14 protein-coding genes and 1 pseudogene are annotated in these 19,648 nt (G+C 64.4%); 6 read left to right on the forward strand and 9 right to left on the reverse strand.

Going from position 1 to position 19,648, the window contains the following annotated elements; translation table 11 throughout:
- Positions 1-172 precede the first annotated feature (172 nt).
- Positions 173-649, forward strand: a complete 477-nt coding sequence (locus ACIPHM_RS15935; protein ID WP_400329886.1) for a DUF1348 family protein — start codon at positions 173-175, stop codon at positions 647-649.
- Between the two features lie 87 nt (positions 650-736).
- Here the strand turns inward: ACIPHM_RS15935 and ACIPHM_RS15940 are convergent, their stop codons facing one another.
- Positions 737-2,047 (reverse strand): Nramp family divalent metal transporter, encoded by a 1,311-nt coding sequence (locus ACIPHM_RS15940; RefSeq protein WP_400329887.1) that lies wholly within the window; start codon positions 2,045-2,047, stop codon positions 737-739.
- Between the two features lie 158 nt (positions 2,048-2,205).
- On the opposite strand from ACIPHM_RS15940, the gene ACIPHM_RS15945 reads away from it, so the two are divergent.
- Genes ACIPHM_RS15945 through ACIPHM_RS15955 form a run of 3 tightly spaced genes read left to right on the forward strand, consistent with a single transcriptional unit; the run spans position 2,206 to position 8,215 of the window.
- Positions 2,206-3,117 carry a damage-inducible protein gene (locus ACIPHM_RS15945; protein WP_400329888.1) on the forward strand — a complete coding sequence of 304 codons (912 nt, stop codon included), beginning with the start codon at positions 2,206-2,208 and terminating at the stop codon, positions 3,115-3,117.
- Positions 3,047-4,774 (forward strand): Y-family DNA polymerase, encoded by a 1,728-nt coding sequence (locus ACIPHM_RS15950; RefSeq protein WP_400329890.1) that lies wholly within the window; start codon positions 3,047-3,049, stop codon positions 4,772-4,774. Before ACIPHM_RS15945 ends, ACIPHM_RS15950 begins: the two co-directional genes overlap by 71 nt.
- Before the next feature lie 21 nt (positions 4,775-4,795).
- Positions 4,796-8,215: an error-prone DNA polymerase gene (locus ACIPHM_RS15955; RefSeq protein ID WP_400329892.1), complete on the forward strand. Its 3,420-nt coding sequence runs from the start codon at positions 4,796-4,798 to the stop codon at positions 8,213-8,215.
- A 119-nt stretch (positions 8,216-8,334) separates the two neighbouring features.
- On the opposite strand, the gene ACIPHM_RS15960 is transcribed toward ACIPHM_RS15955, so the two are convergent.
- The gene (locus ACIPHM_RS15960) at positions 8,335-8,616 is read right to left on the reverse strand and encodes a hypothetical protein (protein WP_400329894.1); all 282 of its coding nucleotides are present in this window, start codon (positions 8,614-8,616) and stop codon (positions 8,335-8,337) included.
- 76 nt (positions 8,617-8,692) lie between these two features.
- Between ACIPHM_RS15960 and ACIPHM_RS15965 the strand changes: the two are divergent.
- Positions 8,693-8,797 (forward strand): annotated as a pseudogene (locus ACIPHM_RS15965) (addiction module antidote protein, HigA family); the annotation flags it as partial.
- A gap of 44 nt (positions 8,798-8,841) precedes the next feature.
- On the opposite strand, the gene ACIPHM_RS15970 reads toward ACIPHM_RS15965, so the two are convergent.
- From ACIPHM_RS15970 to ACIPHM_RS15995, 6 genes are all read right to left on the reverse strand, one after another.
- Positions 8,842-10,212, reverse strand: a complete 1,371-nt coding sequence (locus tag ACIPHM_RS15970) for a nucleobase:cation symporter-2 family protein (RefSeq protein WP_400329896.1) — start codon at positions 10,210-10,212, stop codon at positions 8,842-8,844.
- Positions 10,213-10,833: 621 nt separating this feature from the next.
- The gene (locus ACIPHM_RS15975) at positions 10,834-12,333 is read right to left on the reverse strand and encodes an HDOD domain-containing protein (protein ID WP_400329898.1); all 1,500 of its coding nucleotides are present in this window, start codon (positions 12,331-12,333) and stop codon (positions 10,834-10,836) included.
- An 18-nt stretch (positions 12,334-12,351) separates the two neighbouring features.
- Entirely contained in the window at positions 12,352-14,091 is a 1,740-nt protein-coding gene (locus ACIPHM_RS15980) for a putative bifunctional diguanylate cyclase/phosphodiesterase (RefSeq protein WP_400329900.1), read from the reverse strand.
- Between the two features lie 550 nt (positions 14,092-14,641).
- Positions 14,642-15,379, reverse strand: a complete 738-nt coding sequence (locus ACIPHM_RS15985) for an aspartate/glutamate racemase family protein (protein WP_400329903.1) — start codon at positions 15,377-15,379, stop codon at positions 14,642-14,644.
- Positions 15,380-15,464: 85 nt separating this feature from the next.
- Positions 15,465-16,367: a transporter substrate-binding domain-containing protein gene (locus ACIPHM_RS15990; protein WP_400329906.1), complete on the reverse strand. Its 903-nt coding sequence runs from the start codon at positions 16,365-16,367 to the stop codon at positions 15,465-15,467.
- A 199-nt stretch (positions 16,368-16,566) separates the two neighbouring features.
- Entirely contained in the window at positions 16,567-17,823 is a 1,257-nt protein-coding gene (locus ACIPHM_RS15995; RefSeq protein ID WP_400329908.1) for a D-amino acid dehydrogenase, read from the reverse strand.
- A gap of 221 nt (positions 17,824-18,044) precedes the next feature.
- Here ACIPHM_RS15995 and ACIPHM_RS16000 point away from each other — a divergent pair, with 221 nt between their 5' ends.
- A complete protein-coding gene (locus ACIPHM_RS16000) occupies positions 18,045-19,004 on the forward strand; it encodes a LysR family transcriptional regulator (RefSeq protein WP_400329910.1) in 960 nt (319 codons plus the stop codon).
- 23 nt (positions 19,005-19,027) lie between these two features.
- Here the strand turns inward: ACIPHM_RS16000 and ACIPHM_RS16005 are convergent, their stop codons facing one another.
- Positions 19,028-19,630: a hypothetical protein gene (locus tag ACIPHM_RS16005; RefSeq protein ID WP_400329913.1), complete on the reverse strand. Its 603-nt coding sequence runs from the start codon at positions 19,628-19,630 to the stop codon at positions 19,028-19,030.
- Between the last annotated feature and the right edge of the window lie 18 nt (positions 19,631-19,648).

Genomic DNA, 19,648 nt, shown 5'->3' on the forward strand with positions numbered 1-19,648 from the left:
CTTCTGACGACTTCTTGTTGTAAGAATTGGTAAGGGGTGCCGATGGTAGCACGCGTCATTGCTGCGTTGTAGTGCCTCCAACCTCCGCGCATGGCCCGCGCCAAACGCGCAACGCGGCGTGGCGATACACTCGTGCGGTTGTCTCCCCCATATTTCTGATAGGAGTTTTGCCATGGCTGACAGTGAAGCCCGCCCGCCGTTTCCGCCGTTCACGCGTGAAACGGCAATTCAGAAAGTTCGCATGGCTGAGGACGGATGGAATTCGCGCGACCCTGCGCGTGTTGCGTTGGCCTATACCGTCGACAGCCGCTGGCGCAATCGTGCGGAGTTTCCTCGTGGTCGTGAGCAGATCGTCGAATTCCTGACGCGCAAATGGCAGCGCGAACTCGACTACCGGTTGATCAAGGCGTTGTGGGCGTTCACCGAGAACCGTATCGCGGTGCGTTTTGCCTACGAATGGCGCGACGATTCCGGCAACTGGTTCCGCTCGTATGGCAATGAAAACTGGGCATTCGACGCGCAAGGTCTGATGACCGAGCGCCATGCCAGCATCAACGATTCGCGCATTACCGAGAGCGAGCGCCTGTTCCGCTGGCCGCAGGGACGCCGCCCGGACGAGCATCCGGGATTGAGCGAACTCGGTTTGTAGAGCGCGACGCACGCACGACGGCGGCGTCGACGGACAAAGCCGTCGTGCTGTCTTGCCGCCGCGCCGCCGCGCCGCCGTTTATGCGTTTCAGTTCAGCCCGAAGATCAGCAGCAGGTTGGTAGCGGTGATGACCGCGAAGAGGCACCACGCGAACACTTGCGTAGGGCGTCCGATCGTGTTGCCGTTCATCACGCGCGGGTCGCTGACCGAGCGAATGAGCGGCCACATCGCGAATGGCAGTTGCAGACTGAGCAGCACCTGACTCCACACCAGCAGCTTGCCCACGGCGCCGTCGCCGAGCCACAGCACACCGATCAGCGCCGGCACGAGTGCGAGGCCGCGCGTAATCAGGCGACGCTGATAGCAGGGGATCTTCATGTGCAGGAAGCCGTCCATGATGACCTGCCCGGCGATGGTGCCGGTGAGTGTCGAACTTTGGCCCGACGCGAGCAGGGCGATACCGAACAGGAATGCCGCAGCGCTGCCCGCAATCGGCGTGATCAATCGATAAGCCTGCTCGATATCGGTGACGTTGGTCTGGCCGCTCGCATGAAACACCGAGCCCGCGAGAATCAGAATGGCCGCATTCACGCACATGGCGATCAGCAGCGAGCCCCATGTGTCGATGCGCACCATCGCTAGCGTGTCGCGCACGTCGCCGCGCTTGCCGCCGACCACGCGCCGGGTTTGCACGACGGACGAATGCAGATACAGGTTGTGCGGCATGATCGTGGCGCCGACGATGCCGAGCGCCAGCACAATGGCGTCGCGCCGGTCGTGGCTAGGTGCGCCGGGCACGAGACCTGCGGCCACTGCGTGCCAGTCGGGCGGCACCATCGCCACTTGCGCGACGAAGCAGAATGCCATCGTTCCGATCAGGCCGAAGACGATGGCTTCGATCTGCCGGAAGCCTTTGCCTTGCAGCCCGAGCACGATCACCGTGTCGAGCGCGGTGAGGACAATGCCCCACGTGATTGGCACTCCCAGCAGCAGCTTGAAGGCTAGCGCGCAGCCGAGCACTTCGGCGATATCGCACGCAATGATCGAAATCTCGGCGGTGATCCATTGCACGAGACGGCCCGTGCGGCCGTAGCGGTCGTAGCTGGCTTGCGCAAGATCGCGTCCGGCCACCAGTCCCAGCCGCGCGGCGAGCATCTGCAGAAAGATGGCCGCGAGGCTTGAGAGCGCCACGACCCAGAGCAACGAATATCCGAATTGCGATCCGGCCTGAATGTCCGTCGCCCAGTTACCGGGGTCCATGTAACCGATGGCGATGAGCAGCCCGGGGCCGGCGAAGCGTTTGAGTTTGGTCCAGCGCGATTGGCGCGCGTCGATGAGGATGCTGCCTTTGACCTCGGCGGGACAAAAGGGCGCAGTGGCGGTAGTCGGGAGCGGCATGAGGGATGGAATGCGTGCAATGTCGCTCACGTTAGCCGGGCCGACGCGCGCCCGCAAGCGAGATCGTGGGGGCAAGTGCGGCCATTGAGATGCCGTCAATGGCCGATGAACTGTTATACTGTACATTCATACAGTATTCGAGTGCCCACGAGCGTTCCATGACCCTGCCGCTTGCTTCACAGTCGCTTTCCTCTTTGCCTGCCGGGCTGTGGCGCGCCAGTGAGCTGGCGCATTGTCAGCGCGCGGGTCACGCCACCGGTTTTGCCGCGCTCGACGCCGAGTTGCCTGGCGCCGGGTGGCCGCATGGCGCGGTGACGGAGTTGCTCAGTGAGCGTCCGGGGATCGGGGAGTGGCGCTTGCTGGCACCGGCACTGCGCGATCTCACGCAGGCGGGCAAGCCGGTGATGGTGATTGCGCCCCCGATGCTGCCGTACGCCCCGGCACTCGCGGGATGGGGGATCGATCTGCGCTGGCTCCGTGTGGTGATGCGTCCGACATCTCAGGCACCTGAGGCATCTCAGACATACCCGAGGTCACGGCCGGGCAGTGGACGAGGGGAGCGCGGCATGAAGGCCGGGGATCGCGACATGCTGTGGTGCGCCGAGCAGGCGCTCAAGAGCGCGTGCTGCGGGGCGGTCCTGACCTGGCTTCCCACGGCAACGCCCGAGCAGCTTCGACGGCTTCAGGTGGCTGCCGGTGGCGGTGAGACGCTGACCTGGGTCATTCGTCCTCCCGCAGCGGCTTCGATCGCCTCGGCGGCACCGCTGCGGCTGGGGTTGGTCGTTGGCAAGGAGAGCCGTCTCGGCGTGCAGTTTCACAAGCGTCGCGGCCCGCCTCGTCTCGAGCCGCTTTGGCTGACGTTGCCTGCCCCGTATGTGCGTGTGCCCCAACCGGTCACGGGCGCCGCGCACGATGAAATGCCATTGCCTGCCCGGCCCGAACCAACGCCTTCGCCCGTACCGTGTGCGGTGTCCTTTGTTTCTGCTTCCGGAGTCTCGCATGGCCTGCTGGATCGCCCTGCATCTTCCTTATCTGTCGCTCGAGATCGCCTCTGCGCTCACACAGGCTGACGGGACGGTCGACACCACGGTCGTGCTGGCGCAATCGCGTGTCTGGCGGGCGAGTGAGGCGGCGCAGGCGGCCGGGGTGCAGCCGGGGATGCGGCGCGGCGGCGTGCTGGCGCTGTTGCCGCAGGCGCGGTTTCACGATCGCGACGAAGCGGCCGAGACGGTGGCGCTCGAAGCCCTGGCGCTGGCGTTGCTGCGCTTCGGCCCCGATGTGGCGATCGCCGCGCCGCAATGTGTGCTGATCGACGTGGCGCCGAGTCTGCGGTTGTTCGGCGGTCTGGCATCGCTGGCTACGCAAGTGTTGGAGAGCGCCGAGGCGCTCGGGCATCGGGCGTCGCTGGGCATTGCCGCCACGGCCAGTGCGGCGGCGTTGCTCGCGCGGGCGGGCGAGGCGATGCCGATCCCCGTCGATCCCCATGCGCCGACGCCTCAACAAATGCAGGCCGCGATGCAGGCGCGAGCTTCGCGCCGCTCGACCGTGCCGGCGACGGTGCCGAGCTCGGCGGCGATGTTTGCGACCTCGTCGCCGGGATCGCATCGCGAGCCGTTTACCTCGTTCCCTCCGCTTCTGCCGCCACCGGCGACAGCGTTGCCGTCGCAACTCGACTCGCTCCCGGTCGCCTTGTTGCCCGAGGCGCAGCCGTGGCTCGACTGGCTCGCGCAAATCGGTTGTGCGACGTTGGGCGAACTGCGCGTGCTGCCCTCCGCGGGCGTGAGACGCCGTTGCGGTGCCGCGCTTCCCGCCTCGCTCGCGCGCGCCTATGGCGAGACGCCGGAGGCGCCGGCGTGGTATCGCGCACCGCCGCATTTCGAAGCCGTGCTGCCGTTACCGTCGCTCACCCATGACGTCGAGGTGTTGCTCTTCGGCTTGCGCCGTCTGTTGGCGCAACTGACGGGGTGGCTCGCCGCCGGGCAACTGGCGACGCGCGCGCTCACGCTGGTGCTCGAACACGAGCCGCTCGGCAGGCAAACATTGGCGCCAACGCGTTTCGACATCCGTCTGGCCGAGGCAAGTGCCGCGCCGGCGCATTTGCTGTCGTTGTGCAAGGAGCGGCTCGCGCGTTCGCCGCTGGTCGCGCCGGTGCTGACACTGCGGCTCGACGTCACACAGACGGCCGCCCACGTTCCGCAAAGTGGTTCGTTGCTCCCCGAGCCGGGGCGCGAGCGGCAGGATTTCGTGCTGTTGATGGAGCGCGTGGCGGCGCGTTTGGGGGATGAGCACGTGCGGCGTTTGCAGGTGCGTGGCGATCATCGCCCCGAGGCGGCGGGCGTTAGCGTGCCGTATGCGATGGCGGCGAACTCGGGAATGAACTCCGGCACGAACGGCACGGCGACAGGCACCCCCGGCACCTCTCAAGGATCGATGTCCGGTGCGAACCGTCATCTGCCGGATACCGCACATGTGCTGCCTGCGCGTCCGGCATGGCTGCTCGACGCGCCGCAGCGACTGAGCGTGCAGCAGGAGCGCCCGTGGCGACAGGGGCCATTGCAACTGGTGAGCGGGCCGGAGCGTATCGAGGCCGGATGGTGGGAGCCGGGCACGGTCACGCGCGATTACTTCATTGCGGCCGATACCTCGGGGGCGTTGCTGTGGGTGTTTCGGGAGCGTCCCGTGAAGGGCGCGGATGCCGCGTGGTATTTGCATGGCCTGTTCGGCTGAGCCCGGCAGGTCCGCCCTCTTATGAATCTCGACGATTTCCTCCCGTGGCACGGGCCGACCGAAGGGTTGGCCGCCAACGATGACGGTGCCGACAGCCCCAGGGCTGCCCCCTGCGGTCCGGCCGCGGGGGAAGACGGCAGTCTGCCGGCCTATGCCGAGTTGCACTGTCTGTCGAATTTCTCGTTCCAGCGCGGGGCGTCGCATCCGGAGGAACTGGTCGCGCGCGCGGCGCATCTGGGCTACACCGCGTTGGCCATTACCGACGAGTGTTCGCTGGCCGGTGTTGTCCGGGCGCGCGCCGAAGCGGTCAAGTATCCGTCGGTGTCGTTGATCGTGGGCAGCGAGTTTCGTCTGACGCCTGAGCATGCGGCGTCGCACGAGTCGGCTTCATCGGCTTCATCGACGTCGTCGGAAGCGAAGCTATCCCCATCAGGCGGGCAGACCATGCTGCCCGGTGTCGCGGCGGGCGACGCGGATTCCCTTGCGCTCGACGCCCTGGGCACGGTGCATCTGGTGGCGCTTGCGCAGCATCGCGAAGGCTACGGCAACCTATCCGAGATGATTACGCTCGGCCGCATGCGTGGCCCGAATCGCAGCTATCGTCTGCATGCGAGGGACTTCTGCGCACCGGCCAAAGCGCAGGCGCATCTGCGTGGTCTGCGGGGGTGTCTGATCATCGTCGTGCCGCACGCCAACGCGAGTCCCGAGCGCACGCTGGCCCAGACCCGCTGGGCGGCACGCACGTTCGGTGAGGGGCGGGTGTGGCTTGCACTGGAGCGTCGTCACCGTGCCGATGACGACGCGCAACTCGCCCACCTGCGGACGATTTCCGCGGCGTGCGGCGTGCCGCTCGTTGCGACCGGTCATGTCCTCATGCATGTGCGTTCGCGCAAACCGTTGCAGGACACGCTCACCGCCATCGGGCTGAGCAAACCGGTGCAGGCGTGCGGGTTGTCGCTCGCGGCCAATGCCGAACAGCATTTGCGCACGCGTTTGCGGCTCGCGTGGCTCTATCCGCAGGAGGCGCTGGCCGAGACGGTGGCCATCGCTTCGCGGTGTCACTTCGAGCTGTTCAAGCTGCGTTACGAGTACCCGGAAGAGCTGGTGCCTGCGGGGCACACGCCGGTGACGTATCTGCGCCAGGAGGTGGAGGCGGGGGCGAAGCGCCGTTATCCGAACGGTCTGCCGCAGAAGGTGCGTGACCTGATCGAAAGCGAACTAACGCTGATTGGCGAGTTGGAATACGAACCGTATTTCCTGACGGTCTACGACATCGTGAAATACGCACGCAGTCAGAGCATTCTGTGTCAGGGGCGCGGGTCGGCGGCCAACTCGGCGGTGTGTTATTGCCTGGGCATCACAGCGGTCAATCCTGACGAAATGCAGTTGCTGTTCGGACGTTTTCTCTCCAGGGAACGTAACGAGCCTCCCGATATCGACGTGGATTTCGAGCATCAACGGCGCGAGGAGGTGATCCAGTACATCTACGGCAAGTATGGCAATGACCGGGCGGCGCTGACCGCGACGGTCATCAGTTATCGCATGCGCAGTGCGGTGCGCGACACGGGGCGGGCGCTGGGGATCGATCTGTCGATTGTCGAGCAGGTCGCGCAGAGCCAGCAGTGGTGGGACGGCAAAGAGAACCTGCTCGCCCGCATGGCCGCGCAAGGGCTCTCCCCCGACGCCCCGACCACGCGGCTATGGGCCGATCTGGTGGCGCGGCTGATCGGTTTTCCGCGACATCTGTCGCAGCACGTCGGTGGTTTCGTGATCTCTCGCGACAGGCTCTCGCGACTCGTGCCGATTGCCCCGGCGGCCATGGAAAATCGCTACGTCATTCAATGGGACAAGGACGATATCGAGACGCTCAAGCTGCTCAAGGTCGACGTGCTCGCGCTCGGCATGCTGAGTGCGTTGCGCCGCACGCTTGATCTGTTGGGCGAGTGGCGCGGTACGCCGATGGAGCTTGCCGACATTCCGCGCGACGATCCGGCGACGTACGGGATGATTCGCCGGGCCGATACGGTGGGCGTATTCCAGATCGAGTCGCGTGCGCAGATGAGCATGTTGCCGCGTCTGAAACCGGAGAAGTTCTACGACCTTGTCGTGCAGGTCGCGATCGTACGCCCCGGCCCGATTCAGGGCGGCATGGTGCATCCGTATCTGAAGCGGCGCAAGCTGAAACCGGAGGAGATCGACTACCCGTGCGACGCCATCAGACCCGCGCTGGAGCGCACGTTGGGGGTGCCGATCTTTCAGGAACAGGTGATGCAGATCGCGATGATTGCCGCTGACTTCACGGCCGGCGATGCCGATGAGTTGCGCCGTTCGATGGCCGCGTGGAAGCGCAAGGGCGGGCTCGAGAAATTCCAGACCCGCATCATCGAAGGAATGCTGAAGAACGGCTATCCGCGCGACTTTGCCGAAGCGATCTGCCGGCAGATCGAGGGGTTCGGCGAGTATGGGTTTCCCGAGAGTCATGCGGCGAGCTTCGCGTCGCTCGCGTATGCGAGTGCGTGGCTCAAGTGCCATGCCCCCGAGATGTTCCTGTGTGGATTGCTCAATAGCTTGCCGATGGGGTTCTATTCGGCGTCGCAACTGGTGCAGGACGCGCGGCGGCATCGCGTCGAGGTCCGCGCGGTGGACGTGTGCGTGAGCGATGTCGAGTCGCGTCCCGAGACGAAGGTCGGCCGGTATGGAACCCCTCGCCGGCCGGCGGTGCGGCTGGGGCTGTCGCTGGTCAGGGGCTTATCCGCCGAGGGCGCAGCGGCGATCGAGCAAGCGCGCCGGCAGCGGCCGTTTACCGACATCGACGATCTGACGGCACGGGCCGTGTTGTCGCGTCGGGATCTCGATGCGCTGGCTGCTGCCGACGCGTTGTCGTCCTTGCTGGGCGGGCGGCGTCAGGCGCGCTGGACGGTGGCGGCGTGGCAACCGCCGACGCCGCTGCTGGGCGCGACGGTCTTGCGCGATGCGACGCCCGGCAGCGAAGACGAAGCGGTGGCGTTGCCGCCGATGTTGGAAGGGCAGGATATCGTGGCCGATTACGCGAGCACGGGGCTGACGCTGCGGCGTCACCCGCTGCTGCTGTTGCGCGAGAAGCTCGCGAAGATGAAAGTGCGCACGGCGAAGGAGCTGCAATCCGAGGGTGTGAACGGGCGGCGTGTGCGCACGGTCGGCATCGTGACGGGGCGGCAGCGGCCGGGCACCGCCAATGGAACGGTCTTCGTGTCGCTGGAAGACGAGACGGGCGTCATCAACGTGATCGTCTGGCCCGATCTGGTCGAGGCGCAGCGCAAGGCGCTGCTGACGTCGTCGTTATTGGGCGTGGAAGGTGTGTGGCAGCGCGAGGAGCGAGTGATGCATCTGGTCGCGCATCGCCTGATCGACCTCTCGCCGATGCTCGGCGAACTCACAGTGTCGAGTCGGAACTTTCACTGAAGGGAGTTCGGTAGGATGGCGTGTCTCCGGCCCCCCGCCATGCGTGGCCCTCGCCTTCTCAATTGACGTGACCGGCGCCTCGCTTTAGTACTAGCGCCATACGTTAATAACGCATAGCGTTATTGATCTTGATTGAAAATTTCAAATGCAGGGATACGGCGCTTTTGTCCGGATGCCGGGTAATGCGCTGGCGCGTAGTTGAGACGGTTGCCATGCGCAAACTTCAGCAATTGCATCTGCCGCGACACTGGGCTTTTTGCGAGCCCCGCGGGGTCATCGGCTCGAAGCATTGCGCGCAAAGCGCGCTGGGGCAGTACAGCATCCGTATCAACGATCAGTGGCGATTGTGTTTCCGCTTCGATGCGGGCAACGCTTCCGACGTCGAAATAGTCGATTGCCACGGATCTCGTTGACGGGCGAGTTCCGATATTTCTGCTGAATCTGCAAAAGATCGGCGGAGGCCGATCGTGACCCGAAATACCGCTGGCGACACCGGGTGAGATCCTCGCACAGGCGTGGCTGGGACCGATGGGGATTTCGCAATATGCCTTAGCGAAAGCGATCGAGGTGCCACCTCGCCAGCCAGAGCCGTCACGCTGCCCTGACTGACGTGACACCACCGTCGCTCAATGGGCGGCGTCGGCCTGCTTGCCGGCTTCCTGCGCCAGCGCACTCGCTTCTTCTTCGCTACGCAAGCCGTTGAAGTGCGCGTTGAGCAGCACCGCGCTGATCGACGCGAGCAGAATGCCGCTGTGGAAGAACGGGGCGAGTGCGTGCGGCAACTTCATGAAGAACTTGTCCGACGCCACCGGAATCATCCCGACGCCGATACTGATCGCGATGATGTACAGGTTGTAACGGTTTTTCGACAGATCCACCGTCGAGAGAATCTTCACGCCGGTGGCCGTCACCATGCCGAACATCACGATGCCCGCGCCGCCCAGCACGAACTGCGGCACCGACGCCACCACGTGCGCCACCTTCGGAAACAGCCCCAGCACAATCAGAATCAGGCCGCCCATCGCGCAGACCCAACGGCTTTTCACGCCCGTCACCCCGACCAGTCCCACGTTCTGCGAGAACGACGTGTACGGGAACGTGTTGAAAATGCCGCCGATCATCGTGCCCAGTCCGTCGACACGCAAGCCGCGCACGAGCGTCTTCTGATCGACGGGACGCCCCACGATATCGCCCACCGCGAGGAACATGCCGGTCGATTCGATGAAGGTCACGAGCATGACCAGGGTCATCGTGGCGATGGCAATCGGGTCGAAGCGCGGCACGCCGAAATGGAACGGCATGACGAAACCGAACCACGGCGCTTCCGACACCCCGGCAAACGACACCTTGCCCAACGCGATCGCCACGATCGTGCCGAACAGAATGCCCAACAACACCGCAATGTTCGAGAAGAAGCCGCGTACGTACTTGGTGATGAACAGAATGCACAGCAGCACCGCGAACGACACGCCGAGATACAGCGGATTGCCGTAGTCAGGGTTGCCGAAGCCGCCCGCCGCCCAGTTGATGCCCACGCCCATGAGCGAGATGCCGATCACCGTGATGACCGTGCCCGTCACCACAGGTGGGAAGAGTCGCAGCAGTTTGCCGATGAAGGGCGCGATCACGATGCCGATGAGGCCGGCGGCAATCGTCGCGCCATAAATGTCGAGCAGCCCGAGGTCGGGGTTCGTGCCGATGGCGATCATCGGCGTGACGGCCGTGAACGTCACCCCCATCATGATCGGCAGACGCAGACCGAAGATCCACAGGCCGAGCGTCTGGATCAGCGTGGCGATGCCGCAGGCAAAGAGATCCGCGTTGATGAGAAACGCGATCTGATCGACCGACATCTTGAGCGCGCCGCCAATGATCAGCGGCACCGCAACGGCGCCCGCATACATCACCAGCACGTGCTGCAATCCCAGCGTGAATAACTTGGGGAGCGGCAGGCGCTCGTCGACGGGGTGCACCGGTACAGCAGCAGATTGGCTCATGTCTTCTCCTGATCCGACGGTACGATTTGATTTACATGGCGAAACCTGAAACGGAGCGTAAATTTTTTACCGGAGTGCAGCGAGTCGCGTCAAAAAACATGCGAGACGGCGGCGGGAGGAACGCGGCAGCCTGACAACGCGCAGTCGTAGCGGAAAACTGCGGTCTGGCGACATGGTACGCCGACGCACCGGGCAAGCGTCGATCGGTGAAAAGCCTGATGCCGTATAGCTTACGGGCGAGCGCCAGTACGTCGCCGGAACGAGGCCGGAGAATAGGACGGCGTGCGAATCGTCCAGTGCAATGCCGCCCGAGACCAGCGGCCGAAACCGCTCATATCGAATCCGCAATACTAAAGATTGTGTTTGACGTATGAATTGCGGAGACACCCACGTTGCATCGGCGCGCTGGCAGGTGCACATGGTGTAAGCCGAGCAAACGGAGACAAACGGAGACAAGCGGACGCCCCCGCCGACAGGCAGGTATCCACGAGGACCGGCAGGGGGAGGGAGATGCCGGCGGAGGGGGATGGCCAGCGATGTGTCGCCAAGCCACCGGACATCGGCGGCTTAACGACTTTCAACGACTTTCAACGAGTTCCCGGGACGCGATGCGCGCGCGGCTCAGCGCCCGCCAGTCGTACCCGACGGCTTGCGGGCAAGCGAATCGCCCGTGTTGCCCGTTTTGGCGTTTTGCTGCGCCACGCTCTCGAGCTTGCTGGAGATCTCGTCCCCCATGTAATGCAGGAACTCCATTTCCTTCGCGCCGATGCCGCCCGCGCACAACGCACCGCCCCAGTCGCCGTAGAGCAGGGCCACGGTCTGGTTGCGCTGACGAACCGGCAGCAGGAAGAACGACTTCACATTCGAGAAATGCTGACGATGCCACACCGGAATGCGCGGCACGATGCGCGGCTCGCGCGCATTGTCGATCAGAATCGCCCGGCCGTTGGTCAGCGCCAGATGGAAGACATCCGGCTCGAACGCTTCGGGGAACGTCAGGCCCAGCAGCGGCTGCACGTCGCGCCCGATGCCGAAACGCATCTCGAAGACCTTGTTCACCGGCGAGCGCACGAATGCCGCGCAATTGACGAAACCCAGCGACTGCAAAATGGCTTCGAGCGTTAGATTGAGCAGGCCAACGGCATCTGTCTCGCCGGTGGCGGCACGCACTTCCGAGAGCCCGTCGGCCAGACGCCGCGCCGAGTCCAGCGGCTTGCCGGCCGGCGGTTGGCGCGTATTCGACGCCCCTGTGCTGATCGCAATGAATTCCTGATGGCTCGTATCGCGCGCCATCTCTTCGCCGACAGACACCACTTCGCTGATATCCAGCGCGAGTCGGTCGGCATAGCGCTCGGCCAGCTCGGCCAGACGCGCCGGATCGGCGCCACGCGTGAGCTCTGTCACCATCTCGTTGGACATGTTCGCCACAGCGCACAACCAGTCGCCGTGCGAGAGCGGGGCGTCGCCTTCCAGATCGATGGGACGCATGCTCGTGGCAATCGACTCCGGCAGGCCCCATTTGCGCGCCGCCGCTTCGGACAGTTCGGGGAACGAGATGCTCAGCACCTGTTCGCAGGCGTCGCTGTCGCTGATGCCTTGCTCGGCCGCGATGGCCTGGATTTCCGCCCACTCGTCCGGGAAGCAATAGGTCACCAGCAGGCGCGCCACATGGTGCAGCAGCGTGCAGACCACGGCTTCTTCACCGTCGCGAATGCCATTCTTGGACGTGATGTCGCGCGCGAAGGCGCCTGCCAGGGTCGCGCGGGCCAGCTCACGGGCCATGTCGTCGCGACGGGCGGCGACTTCGCCGAAACCCTCGAGCAGCTTCAGGCTCAGGGCGAGGTGGCCAATCGTGTCGACGCCCAGAATCATGATGGCGCGCGAGACCGTCGTCACGTTGCAGCCGAACGGCGCATACATGGCGGAGTTGGCCAGACGAATCACTTTCTGGGTGAGGGAGAAATCGGAGAGCACCGACGACGCGAGGTCGGCCGTGCTCGTGTTCTCGCTCTGCATGGCGGACACGATGCCCGTGACCGAGCGTTGCAGCGACGGAAAGTCGCCGCGCTCTGCCATGCGCTGCCACAGTAATTCGAGCGTTTTTTCTTTGGTAAGACTCATGGTAGCGGGGTTGTCCGGTCAGTGGCCGGCATCCACGTTGAGACGCCCGCTCGCAAAGGCCGCCTCCAGTTCTCCCGCAGGCAAGGCCTTCGATACCAGCCAGCCCTGGATGGAATGGCAGCCGCGATCGATCAGCATCTGCCGTTGTTCTTCCGTCTCGACCCCTTCCGCCACCGACGACAACCCCAGCTCGCGTGCCAGTCCCAGGACTGCCGTCACAATCGTACGGTCATTCGGTGACGTGGGCATGTCTTTGACGAAGCTGCGGTCGATCTTGAGTGCGGAGAGCGGGAAACGCTTGAGGTATCCCAGGCTCGAATAACCTGCGCCGAAGTCGTCGACGGCGAAGCGCACGCCCAGCGTCTGCAACTCGCGCAGCACCAGATTGGCCTGCTCCGGGTCGCGCATGAGCACGCTTTCGGTAATTTCGAGCACGAGCCGGTGGCCTTCCACGCCGGAGTCGGCAATGGCCTGCCACACGAGGCTCGGGAAAGACGGGTGGTGAAACTGTTGTGCCGAGACGTTGACCGACATGTACAGCCCATCGAGCCGGGTGCGATCCCAGCGCGCGAGTTGCATGCAGGCTGCGCGCAACGCCCAGCCGCCCAGCAAGTTGATCAGACCGTTGGCTTCGGCCAGCGGAATGAACTCGGCCGGAGACACCGGGCCGAGCGCCGGATGCCAGCGCATCAGCGCCTCGACACCCTTTACGTTCAGCGAAATCGGGTCGCAGATCGGTTGGTAGTGCAGGCTGAATTCACCGTTGTGAATCGCCTCGAACATCGCCGATTCCAGCGAGAACGCCTTGCGATGCAGGTCGCCCAGATCGTCCGTATAGACGAACAGACCGTTGCGGCCGCGATCCTTGGCGCAGTACATGGCGGCGTCGGCGTGCTTGATGAGCAGGCCGGCGGAGTCGCCGTGTTGCGGATAAAACGAGACGCCAATGCTCGTGGTGAGGTGCAGGAGTTGATCGCCCACCTGGAACGGCTGCTGCACCGCCGAGAGCAGTCGCTTCATGATGCCGCCGAGCGCCTGTTCGTTGTCGCAGCCGGGCAGCACCAGCACGAATTCGTCGCCGCCCATGCGCGCGGCCATATCCGTCTCGCGAATCTGTGCGGTCAGGCGCTGGCCGGCGTCGCGCAGGAGCTGATCGCCCACGTCGTGGCCCAGCGAGTCGTTGACCTTCTTGAAGCCGTCCAGATCGAGCAGGGCGACGGCAAAGTTCGGGCCGCCTTCACGTGCGTGCTGAATCGTCTCGACGATGCACTGCTGAATGTATTGACGATTGCCCAGCCCGGTCACCGAGTCGCGCACGGCCAGATCGGACAGGCGCGCTTCGTTTTCCTTGAATGCGGTGATGTCTTCGCCGTGCACGAGGAACGAGGCGTTAGCACCGGCGATACGCGGCGTGTACTGGGCAATGCGAAGACGCATCCAGACCCGGTCGGTCAGACCGCGCAGCAGGCGAACCGTGCACTGCTGGGGACCGAGGGTCTGGGCGGCGGAGAACGCATCTTGCAGCAGGGGAACGTCTTCGATGCCGGTCAGCTCGAAGAGCGTGGCATGGTCGAGGTACTCACGCGAGTACTCAAGCAGACGCAGGGAGGCTTCGGCAATGAAAAGGAAACGGCCATCGGCTGCAACATGTGCCGAAAGTCCGCCGGTCAGCTCGACCAGCGCCCGGGACAATGCCGGGGCCGGCGCCGTGGCATTGGCCCCGGCGATTGCCGTGGCCAGGGTCGAAGGTTCGACCAAAGGCACACCGGCTGGGAGTCGATCTGAACTCATTGTTGTTGTCTGTGCATGCATCACGTCGAGCGCGCTGCCGCTCATGTGCTTCCCCGTTCAGGCAAACGCGCTCATGGCCGGACGCGGGTCCGGCAGGTGTCCGATGGATTGTGGGCCATTATAGCTAAAGACGCCAGCGATTTTGATGGCCCCAACCCGCGTTTCATGCCGCTTTGCGCCGCTTTTCCGCTGGTGGTTTTTTTCCTACAAGACAAACGGTATTTTTTCCTGCATGGCCGACGGCGCCAGGCAGAAGTCCGACGCGCAAGCGTGCCCCGGATCACCGTCGTGCCCCCCCGCGATCTCGCCGGCAAGCCCACCGGCGCGAGCATCGTGCGTGCGCCAGTCTACCCAAGCGCGAGCCACTTGAGGGGGCGGCAATCGTGGATTTTGTCATTGCGATGCAACATCGCTACAGCGGTGAGCGCGCTATGCGAGGCGCGATTCGCGGCAGGTGAGACGGCGCGCGGGAAATTGAGAATGGCGCACGAGCATGGCAAGCGGGCGCGGCGCCCGCTCAGGTGGGGATGGGGTTGGCCGCGCCCTCATGGGCGAGCGACCAGGCGATGCACGCGCGCGCGAGCGCGGCGGATGCGTCCAGACCGAAACGTCCGAGCGGCGTTTCGCAGGTGGCCAGCGCCACGGGAATTTCCGTACAACCGAGAATGACGCGTTGCGCGCCAGCCGCAAGCAACGGCTCCATGGCCATTGCAAGCGCCTCACCGCCGCGGCAAATTTCCCCGGCCTTGGTGAGCCGGATGCCTTCGTTCACGAGGGCCTGGTGCGCCAGAGGCTCGGCCGCGGCGGCGAAGCGATAACCCAGCGCTTCCAGCCGGGGCCGATAGACGTTGGCGTGGTGCGTGCCCTCGGTGGCCATCAGGCCGATGGTCGCGCCGGGGGCGACACATTGGGACAACTCCCCTGCGACGGCTTCGACCACGTCGAGCACGGGCAGATGCGTGCGATGACGCAGCGCATCAAGCCATGCATGGGCGGTATTGCAGGCAATGGCGATGCACCCGGCGCCCGATTGTTCGAGCGCGTGAACGCCGTCGAGCATGCCCTCGAGCGGCGAAGCGCCGTCGCGCAGCAGGGCTTCGGTACGGTCGGGAATCTGCGGCACGGAGTACAGGATGAACGGGATGTGATCCTGATCGCGGTGGGCCGGATGTTGATCGACGATCTTGCGGCAGAGGTCGATACCGGCGGCGGGACCCATACCGCCGAGGATGCCGAGCGTGGCGTGCGAATTCATGGTGATGGCAATCTGCGGGAACGGCAAAAACGGGATCACGCGGTGCGGGGACCGGGATCCCCGCACAACGGACAATCCGTCAGGATCAGTCGTAAGCCTTCGTGATCGGGTCCTTAAACATGGCGCGCATTTCCGGCGTCATCGGGTAGTTCATGTTCTGCCCCTTCGGCGGCACCGGCTGCGTGAACCACTTGTTGTACAGCTTTTCCATTTCCCCCGACTTTTCCATGTCGGCGATGACCGTGTTGACCACCTTGGTGAAGGCCGGGTCGTCGCGGCGCAGCATGCACGCGTAGTTCTCGAACTGGAGGTTCGGGCCCACGACTTCGTAGCCCTTGGCTTCATCAGCCGACAAGGCTGCGCGTTGACCGTAGAGCAGCGGCTCGTCCATCACGAAGGCCACGGTGCGACCCTGTTTGACGGTCAGGAAGCCGTCCGAGTGCTCCTTCGTCTGGATCAGGTTGAAGCCGATCTCGCCCTTCTTGCCCGACAAAATGCGGTCGGCCGTAGTGCCCGCCGTCGTCGCAATCGTCTTGCCCTTCAGGCTGTTCAGGTCGGTGATGCCCGAGCCCGTCTTGGCGATCATCTTGATCGAATACAGGAAGATGTTGTGCGAGAAGCCGACTTGCTTGGCGCGCTCGAACGTATGCGTGGTCGAGCCGCACTCCAGATCGATCGTGCCGTTCTGCATCAGTGCGATACGGTTTTGCGACGTGATCGGCGTTTCCGTGATCTTCAGGTTCGGCAGGTTCAGGTCTTTCTTGACGGCGTCGACGATCTTGAGCGCGATTTCCTGCGAGTAGCCGATCGTCTTGCCCGTGTTGTCCGAGTACGAGAACGGAATCGACGACTCACGCACCCCGAGGGCGATCACGCCGGTGTCCTTGATCTTCTTGAGCGTGCCGGTCAGTTCCTGTGCGCTCGCGGTGTGCGCGAACAGGGCGGCAGCAGCGCTGACGAGCAGCAGGGGAGCAAACAGCTTCTTCATGGTCTCTGTCCTATCGGAAGTGAATGGCACGGTGGTCCGCGCCGTTGGAATGTCAAAACGCCGAAAACACTGATACAACCCGACACTTCCCCCATCGGTCCCCGTGGGAGTGATGCCACTGAATCGCCGCGGCTGGCGACGCCATGACGTGTCATGACGGCTGCCGGCGCGGGGCGTTGCTATGTTCGAGTACCCGCCGTCATGCAGCCAGACGGGCAAACCCTGCAAGATCGACGGCGGGACGCTTGCCGTCGATGGCGTCGGCGATAGCGCGCGCGGCGCCCATCGACAGCGTGAAACCCAATGCGCCGTGGCCGACGTTCAGCCACAGATTGCCCAGCTTGTCCGCGCGTCCGAGGATCGGGCGGCCGTGCGGCGTGGACGGGCGCATGCCGGTCCATTTCAGCGGCGCCGGCGTGCCGCGCAACGACGGGAACAGCCCCGCCGAGAGCGTACGCAACGCGTTGATGCGATGCGCGGCGATGCGATAGTCGTACCCCACCAGATCGGCAATGCCCGCCACGCGAAGATGCTCGCCGAGGCTCGCGTACACGACCTTGTTGTCGGCATCTGTGACCGACACCTGCGGGCGTGCATCGACCGGCGCATCGCGATACGTCAGGCTGTAGCCCTTGAGCGGATACATCGACACCGGCTCACCCACTGCGTGCAGCAGCGGCACGGCAGCCAGACCGTTGGCGACCACACAGGCGTCGAGCGCGATATCGCCCGAGTGCGTCCGAACGGCCTGCACGGTGTTGCCGCGCACATCGAAGCCGGTCACTTCGCGCTCGAACAGCAGCGTGCCGCGTTCGTGGGCGCCAATGAGACGGGCCAGTTCCCGGCACAGCATCTGACAGTCGCCGGTGCCTTCGCCCGGTGTGTAGATGCCGCCAGCGAGTTCTCCCGCGATCTTGCCCAGCGCGGGCTCCAGCGTGACGCACGTCGCGGCGTCGACACGGCGTTGCGGGTAACCGAGGCCGTTGGCCAGTTCGAGCGAGCGCTCCGCTGCGGCGAGCTTGCCTGCGTCGCGATACACCACGAGCTTGCCGCTCAGCCGATATTCGAACGATGCGGATTCCTGTGCCAGAAACGCTAGCATCACCTCACGGCTATGCAGACCGAGCGAGAGCAGTTGCAGTGTGGAGCTGGCGTTCGCCTTCGCATTGCAATGCGCGACGAACGAGAGCGACCAGCGCCAGAAATCCGGATCGAGCGACGGCTTGATACGCAACGGCCCGGTGCGCGAGAACAACAGCGACGGCAGTTGCGAGAGCACGCCGGGCGCGGCGAGCGGCGACACGTAGCCGTAGCTCAACTGGCCGCCGTTGGCGAAGCTGGTGCCCAGACCGGGCGCGCGTCCGGCATCGATGACCGTGACCTCGTGGCCTGCGCGAAGCAACTGATACGCGCTGGCGAGGCCGACGATGCCTGCCCCGATAACTCCAATGTGCATGACGATAGATAACAACGAAAAACGCGAAGGAAAGCAAGGCGGGAAAAAATTCGAGACGCGGGACGGGGGCCTCGCGGCAGGTCTTCTTCACACCCCTTGCCAGGCAGTGTAGAGGGAGAAAATTCGGTAACCTATGCGGATTTGAGGCAGCATATGTCTTTTTGCTATAGGGTCGGCGGTGCTGCCGAACCGGCCTCAGAGACAGGGAGACGACGTCAGGCATGAAACTGCGGCATATCGAGACGTTTCGCGCGGTGGTGCTGACAGGATCGGCCAGCGGCGCGGCGCAATTGCTCAACGTATCGCAACCGGTCGTCTCTCGCGTGTTGCAACATGCCGAGCAGCAACTCGGCTTCAAGCTGTTCGATCGGGTCAAGGGGCGCCTTGTGCCGACCGCGGAGGCCCGTCGTCTCTATCCCGACGTCGAGCGCATCTTCAGCGATCTGGAGCGGCTTCGTACCACGTCGCGCAATCTGCGTCAGCATGGCGTGGGCCATCTGCGCATCGCCGTCACGCCGAGTCTTGCGCAGAGTCTGCTGCCCGCGGCGATCGAGCGCATGCGACGTGCGCATCCCGATGTGGTCTTCGAACTCATCACGCATCACACCAGCGAGACGATTACCGCGATCCTCACGTCGTCGGTCGATGTCGGCATCGTCTCTGCGCCGCCGATGGCGGCCGGCATTGTGAGCCGTCCCGTGGCGCAGGGACACATCGTGCTGGCCGTGCCGGCCTCATGGCCGAAGCTCTCCCGGCGCGGCCCCGCGAGCGCCGACGCGCTTGCCGGACGCGATCTCATCAAGCTGCACGACGATACGCCGCTGGGCGCCTTGATCAACGAGCGTCTGGACCAGACGGCGTTGCTACAGGACGCCGAGGTCATGGTGCAAACGTACTCGCTCGCGGCGGCACTCGTCGAGCATGGTCTCGGGTATGCGCTGCTCGATCAATTCACGGCAGCGAGTGCGCATGTGCAGGCACAGCGGTTGTATCGCGTCGCGCCGGCGATCGAATTTCCGGTCGAGATGTTGCGTCCCGCGCATGCACCCGAGTCGGTGCTGGCGGACACACTGCGGCGTCATCTGGCGGACGTCGCGAGCGAACTCAGCGAGCGCGCCGACGCGTTGTGCGAGGGGCGGGAGATCGTGCTGACGCCCGGCGATGAGGCGAAAGAGGACTGAAGCAGGCCGAAGCAGTGCGCCGCTCACCGGCAACTCGGCTCGCTCTTCACTTCGAAGTATGTGAACGGTTGTGGCTGAAGTTTGTTGGCGAGCGACGGGTAGTTCGCCTGCACGAAGCGTCGTGCACCTGCCATGTCGAATTCGGTGCGCAGCCAGATCTTGCCGTCGTGGCTGTCGAGCACAAGTGTGCCCGCGTAGATCACGTCGCCGCGCCGTACCTGCACCGTCGGCACCTTGCGTCCCTTGCAGTAGCGAAAGCGGTAGCTATTGTCTGCGGGAGTGAATTCCATCGGTCCGAAGCGCTCGTTGCGCATGAGTGGCGAGACACGCATGGCGACGAAGCCGCGTGTCGGCGGATTGCTGTTGAGGGTGCGGGTGATCTTGCCGCCGACGATGCCGTTGACCGTCTGATTGAAATCCGAATAATTCCACGGACCCCAGGTACTTTGCAGCGGTGTGTCGAGGCCGACGATGACGATGGCGTATTCGTCGAGCGTGTCGTCGGTGAGGGCGGGATTGGGCGGCACGCCCCTGGTGCTGCACGCTGCCACGCAGGCGGCGCTTAGCAGGACAAGCGCACGGCGCCGCGCCACAGGGAAGAACAACAGGGTACGCAATGACCTCATTGCAGCCTCCTTGACGCG

Origin of the sequence: Pandoraea sp. NPDC087047 (assembly GCF_044745225.1) — a bacterium.
Taxonomy (GTDB): domain Bacteria; phylum Pseudomonadota; class Gammaproteobacteria; order Burkholderiales; family Burkholderiaceae; genus Pandoraea.

Bases quoted from the DNA above. Each gene is read 5' to 3' on its own strand.
- ACIPHM_RS15955 (WP_400329892.1), top strand. From the start codon at position 4,796: ATGAATCTCGACGATTTCCTCCCGTGGCACGGGCCGACCGAAGGGTTG.
- ACIPHM_RS15940 (WP_400329887.1), bottom strand. From the start codon at position 2,047: ATGCCGCTCCCGACTACCGCCACTGCGCCCTTTTGTCCCGCCGAGGTC.
- ACIPHM_RS15990 (WP_400329906.1), bottom strand. From the start codon at position 16,367: ATGAAGAAGCTGTTTGCTCCCCTGCTGCTCGTCAGCGCTGCTGCCGCC.
- ACIPHM_RS15975 (WP_400329898.1), bottom strand. From the start codon at position 12,333: ATGAGTCTTACCAAAGAAAAAACGCTCGAATTACTGTGGCAGCGCATG.
- ACIPHM_RS15970 (WP_400329896.1), bottom strand. From the start codon at position 10,212: ATGAGCCAATCTGCTGCTGTACCGGTGCACCCCGTCGACGAGCGCCTG.
- ACIPHM_RS16000 (WP_400329910.1), top strand. From the start codon at position 18,045: ATGAAACTGCGGCATATCGAGACGTTTCGCGCGGTGGTGCTGACAGGA.
- ACIPHM_RS15985 (WP_400329903.1), bottom strand. From the start codon at position 15,379: ATGAATTCGCACGCCACGCTCGGCATCCTCGGCGGTATGGGTCCCGCC.
- ACIPHM_RS15945 (WP_400329888.1), top strand. From the start codon at position 2,206: ATGACCCTGCCGCTTGCTTCACAGTCGCTTTCCTCTTTGCCTGCCGGG.
- ACIPHM_RS15995 (WP_400329908.1), bottom strand. From the start codon at position 17,823: ATGCACATTGGAGTTATCGGGGCAGGCATCGTCGGCCTCGCCAGCGCG.
- ACIPHM_RS15935 (WP_400329886.1), top strand. From the start codon at position 173: ATGGCTGACAGTGAAGCCCGCCCGCCGTTTCCGCCGTTCACGCGTGAA.
- ACIPHM_RS15950 (WP_400329890.1), top strand. From the start codon at position 3,047: ATGGCCTGCTGGATCGCCCTGCATCTTCCTTATCTGTCGCTCGAGATC.
- ACIPHM_RS16005 (WP_400329913.1), bottom strand. From the start codon at position 19,630: ATGAGGTCATTGCGTACCCTGTTGTTCTTCCCTGTGGCGCGGCGCCGT.